The organism is Deltaproteobacteria bacterium (assembly GCA_019309045.1).
In the GTDB taxonomy this organism is placed as follows: domain Bacteria; phylum Desulfobacterota; class Syntrophobacteria; order BM002; family BM002; genus JAFDGZ01.
In genome coordinates, this window is sequence record JAFDGZ010000131.1 from 1 (window position 1) to 5,479 (window position 5,479).

The 5,479-nt window shown below is 54.1% G+C and carries 4 protein-coding genes; 3 read left to right on the forward strand and 1 reads right to left on the reverse strand.

The features are described 5' to 3' along the window. Positions 1–194 precede the first annotated feature (194 nt). From cdhC to JRI89_16355, 3 genes are all read left to right on the forward strand, one after another. On the forward strand, positions 195–2,402 hold the full coding sequence (cdhC, locus tag JRI89_16345) for a CO dehydrogenase/CO-methylating acetyl-CoA synthase complex subunit beta (protein MBW2072804.1): 2,208 nt from the start codon (positions 195–197) through the stop codon (positions 2,400–2,402). Positions 2,403–2,474: 72 nt separating this feature from the next. Further along, on the forward strand, positions 2,475–3,827 hold the full coding sequence (locus JRI89_16350) for an acetyl-CoA decarbonylase/synthase complex subunit gamma (GenBank protein MBW2072805.1): 1,353 nt from the start codon (positions 2,475–2,477) through the stop codon (positions 3,825–3,827). A gap of 192 nt (positions 3,828–4,019) precedes the next feature. After that, positions 4,020–4,904: a dihydropteroate synthase gene (locus JRI89_16355; GenBank protein MBW2072806.1), complete on the forward strand. Its 885-nt coding sequence runs from the start codon at positions 4,020–4,022 to the stop codon at positions 4,902–4,904. A gap of 309 nt (positions 4,905–5,213) precedes the next feature. Here the strand turns inward: JRI89_16355 and JRI89_16360 are convergent. Next, the coding region (locus JRI89_16360) for a hypothetical protein (protein ID MBW2072807.1) at positions 5,214–5,479 on the reverse strand (266 nt) is incomplete at its 5' end.

Sequence of the window (5,479 nt, forward strand, 5' to 3'; positions counted from 1 at the left end):
TCGAACACATCAACAAAAAGCGCGAAGCCCTCGGCATCATGGGCGAGCGTGAACGAAAACTGTTCGACATGGAAGACCGTATGAAACTGGAAGCCATACCTGATAGCTTCTAGGAGAACAGTCGGCACGAAGTTGACAACCAGGGCTGTAAGGCTCTGAAGGAAATACGACAAATTGGTTAAGGAGGCTAGCATATGTCACGATTAGTTGCATTCGCCGCCTATCAGGGGGCTTACAACATCGTCCAGAAGGCGGAAGGCAAGCTCAAGCAGGCATTGGAGAAATACGGGCCGGAGCAAAAACTGGAATTTCCTGAGACGGCGTACTATTTGCCCATCATCTACGCCCTGCTCGGTGTGAAAGTTGAAACATTGGCTGATGCGGTGCCGGTGATGGAGCGATGCCGCAAACTTCTGCCGCCCCATATCAAAGGGACCATTCACACGCCCTACCTGGGCGGCACCCTGGATGCGGGAATGGCCACGGTTTTCGCTGAAGAGATCGTCGAGGCCATCCGCTATGTGGAAGATCCTGACTTCTATGTGCCTGAAGAAGAGGGTACCGCTGACAATATCTGGTTGGGCGCTGCAGCGGATGTCATCTTCCGCAAGCGGGGTATTGAGTTTGTGGACGGCACTGCTCCGGGATTCGCTGCCATTGTGGGAGCGGCACCCAGTCCAGAAATAGCCAAAGACATCGCTGAAGAGTACCAGAGAAAAAACATCTATGTGTTCATGCACGCTCACCAGGGCGGCACCACTTTCGCGGAACAACTGATCGAAGCGGGAGTGCAGATCGGCTGGCCCACCAGGTTGGTACCATTCGGACCCACCATCTCATCAGCGGTGTTTGCCCTGGGGTTTGCCTGTCGCGTGGCCATGGCCTTTGGAGGTGTGAAGCCTGGTGATTACAAGCGTAACCTTCTTTACAATAAGAACAGAACCTTCGCTTTCGTCAATGCACTAGGTGAAGTCAACGCCGAATGGGCTGCCAATGCTGCCGCTGCCATCAACTGGGGCTTTCCCACTATCGCTGACACTGATATTCCGGAAATTCTCCCCACTGGTATCTGTACTTACGAGCATGTGGTCGCCAATGTGCCCCATGATCAGATTGTTTCCAAATCCATTGAAATTCGCGGCCTCAAGGTAACGATCGCTGAGGTGCCGGTGCCGGTTTCTTACGGTCCAGCCTTCGAGGGCGAGCGGATCCGCAAGGACGATGTCTATCTGGAGTGCGGTGGCGGGCGGACTCCATGTGTGGAGTGGACCACTATCGCTCCCATGGAAGAGGTGGAAGATGGCAAAGTGGAAGTGATTGGTCCTGACATCACGGATGTGAAAGAGGGCGACAGGTTGCCTCTGGCTGTGGTGGTGGAAGTTGCCGGCCGCAAGATGCAGGAAGACTATGAGCCTATTCTGGAGCGCCAGATTCATCACCTGGTAAACTATGCCCAGGGCATCATGCACATAGGCCAGCGCGACATCGCCTGGTACCGTATTGGCAAGGCGGCGGTGGAAAAAGGTTTCACCCTGGAACACATCGGCAAGATTATCCACGCCAAATACCACCAGGACTTTGGTGCCATCTTCGACAAGTGCCAGGTAAAGATTTACACTGAGGAAGACAAGGTCAAAGAAATAGTAGAAAAAGCTCGCTCTGTCTATCACGACCGCGACGCTCGTATCGAGGGCATGACGGACGAGACCACAGACATTTACTACTCTTGCACCCTGTGTCAGTCGTTTGCCCCGAACCATGTCTGCGTCATAAGCCCGGAGCGTACGGGACTGTGTGGTGCCTATAACTGGATGGACTGCAAGGCCTCGCACGAGATCAATCCCACAGGCCCCAATCAGCCTATCGACAAGGGCGAGACCTTAGATGAGAAGTACGGCAACTGGAAAGGTGTGAATGAGTTCGTTTTCAAGGCTTCACGTCAGGCGGTTTCCAGCTACAATTTTTACAGCGTCGTCTTCGATCCCATGACCACTTGTGGCTGCTGTGAGTGCGTGGCCGCAGTGCTGCCCATGTGCAACGGGGTGATGACCGTGAATCGCGAGTTTGTGGGCATGACCCCCTGCGGTATGAAGTTCAGCACTTTAGCGGGTACCATCGGCGGCGGGCAGGTGACGCCGGGCTTCGTGGGGCACAGTAAATACAATATCTGCCAGCGCAAGTTCATCAAAGGTGACGGTGGCATCAAGAGGTTAGTATGGATGCCGAAGATGCTCAAGGAAGAGATCAGGGAGCGTTTTGAGCAACGGGCCAAGGAAGAAGGCATCCCGGATCTCCTGGATCGGATTGCTGATGAGGATGTGGGCAGCACCGAAGAAGAAATCCTGCCCTTTCTCCAGGAGAAAAAGCATCCAGCCCTGGAGATGGAGTCGATTCTTGGTTGATGATAGGTGCCGCAGAGAGGCGAACCCTCTCTGCGGTTTTTAGTTGATCTGTAGAGGTTGAGGAGAAATACTATGGGCTTAACAGGAATTCAGATTTTCAAGTTGCTTCCCAAGACCAATTGTGGTGAATGTGGGGTGCCCACCTGCCTTGCCTTTGCTATGGCGCTGGCTTCGGGAAAAGCGGAACTGGAAAGCTGCCCCTATGTTTCGGAAGAAGCGAAAGAGCAACTGGCCGAGAGTTCCGCGCCCCCGGTCAGGCCACTCACAGTGGGCACCGGTGACTATGAGGTGAAAGTTGGCGGTGAGACTGTCCTGTTCCGTCACGAAAAGACCTTTGTCAATCAGCCAGGACTGGCCGTGCTGGTTACCACCGACATGGATGAGGCTGCTGTCAATGACAGACTGGAAAAGCTGCAGAAGTACCAGTATGAGCGAGTCGGACTTAATCTGAGGGCGGAGATGGTGGCCATCAAGGACACCTCGGGAGATGCGGAGGCATTCACTGCCCTGGTGAACAAGGTCAAGGACAGCTCTCCGGCGGCGCTAATTTTGATGAGTGACAACCCTGACGTTCTTGCTGCAGGGGTGAAAGCGTGCGTTGACCGCAAACCTCTCATTTATGCGGCCACTGAAGAGACAGCTGACACCCTTGGCGCCTTGGCAAAAGAGACTGGTTGTCCTCTGGCGGTCCGGAGTTCAGACGGGTATGATGGCCTCATAGCCTTGACAGAGAAGCTTACAGGCATGGGCCTCAAGGACCTGGTATTGGATACCGGTGCCAGAACTGCCAAGCAGGCATTCGAGGACCACACTGTTCTGCGACGAGCTGCCATCAAACAGGTATTCCGACCTCTAGGTTTTCCCACCATCACCTTCCCATGCGAGATGGCGGACAACCTCATGGACGAGACTGTGCTGGCGGCCATGTTCATTGCCAAGTATGCGGGCTTTATTGTCATGAGCGATTTTGAGGCAGCCAGTCTTTTCCCTCTGCTATTGGAACGGCTCAATATCTATACTGATCCGCAAAGGCCGATGACTGCTGACCAAGCAATCTACCCCATTGGCAACCCGGATGAGAACTCCCCAGCACTGGTTACCTGCAACTTCTCGCTTACTTATTTTATTGTTTCAGGTGAGATCGAGGGCAGTAGGGTGCCCAGTTGGCTTGCTGTTGTCGATACAGAAGGATTGAGCGTGCTCACGGCTTGGGCCGCAGGCAAATTCACCGGGGAGACAGTGGGAACCGCCATAAACAAGCTCGGGCTCGGAGACAAGATTTCTCACAAGAACCTCATTATTCCAGGCTATGCTGCTGCAATAAGCGGGGAGTTGGAAGAGGAGTTGGCAGGCTGGAAGATCCTGGTAGGGCCTCGAGAGGCGGCGCATATCTCCAAGTACCTGAAAGAGTGGAAACCGGAGTAGGGCTCTCCTGACGGCCAGCAGGCAAAGCCTCGATTCTGGCAGGCTGCGAGTCTCCAAATTGGGCGCAGCCGCGGCTGTTCCCCTCAGATTCTTGGCGGGAGCAAAGCCGGAATAATGTGAACCCAGTCGTGATGGGGCTGTGCCCTGAGGGCACACACGCTCCCAGGCCCTGAGAAAGGGGAAGGAGGGTTTATGATACTCATTGGCGAAAATGTCAATATCATGAGCAAGAAATACGGCAAGGCCATGAAAGAAAAGGATGCCAAGATCATCCAAGAGCTCGCAGTGCAGGAACAAGAGGCTGGCATGGATTATGTGGATCTCAACATTGGTCCGGCCGGGCGCATCGGGGAAGAGCTCATGGAATGGATTGTCAAGACTGTTCAAGAAGTGGTTGATCTTCCTTGCGCCCTTGATACTTCCAACGTCAATGCTATCCGGGCTGGCCTCAAGGTGCACAAAGGCAGGGCGCTGATCAACTCGATTTCAGCGCGCCCCGACAGAATGGAGGCCCTGCTGCCGTTGGCCAAAGAATTCGACGCCGATTTTGTCGGTCTTCTCTGGGGACCAGAGGGAATGCCCCGAGACGAGCACGAACGAGGAGCTCTTGCCGAGACAATTCGCAGTGAGGCGGCAGCTCTCGACATTCCCATGGAGCGGATCTGGCTGGACCCAATCGTCACTCCTGTGAATGTCCAACAGAATCAGGTCCTGGCACTCTACGTATTTATGCGGGACTACTACAGTGCGGGTGTCTTTGAGGGCTGCACTTCCACCTGTGGTCTGTCCAATGTGTCAAACGGCGCTCCCGAGCATCTGCGCCCCATTCTGAACCAGACGTACCTGTTGATGCTCAAACGTTGGGGCATGGCCTCTGCTATTGTGGACACTTTCGACACGGAACTCCACAAGTTTGCCCGAGGTGAGGTGCCGGAAATAGAAGCACTGGTCAACAAGGTCATTGATGAAGAACCGATTGACATGGACAGCTTGAGCAAGGAAGAACGGGACTACGTCAAAACTGCTCGGGTGCTGTTGAGTCAGAGTCTGTATTCGGATTCCTGGCTGGAGATCTAACCCCTGGGGCTACCCACGAAAAGGAAAAGCTCCCTTTTGGGCCGAAGGGAGCTTTTTTGTTTGCTCGCTACCTCTTGTCAAATATAATCATAGCCAGCCACCATGAGAACAATAATGAGTGATATATAGCAGCAAGGCTAAGGCGGCCCCCAGCACCTGCCCAGCTAGGTCAAATCATCATCTGTCTGTTGCAGATATTCTGCTTCTATAAGAGTTGCAGGGTCTTGCACCCGAAAGGCGATCATTAGCGGCTTGTCTGGCAGCCAGTTGTCCTGGTATTCTGGGACAGCAAATGTTACAGCAACCAGGTTAGTCGGCCCTGTACTGCGGCAGGGTCTGCTGCAGCTGGGCCAACCCTTTTTTGTAGGCACTGAGGGATCTTTCGAGAGAACTACGTTCCACCAGGGCGTAGCGCTCCGAACCCTTGCTCCAGCGCAGCTCCAGATGGAGCTTCTTTTCATAGAACACGACACCGTCATCGGTTGGATAGGAGAGGATGAAGCGGTTGCCTGCGGCACAGGTGGCCAGGTAATGCTGGGCGGCAAAAAAGAAGAGAGCAGCAGCGGGGAGAGAGA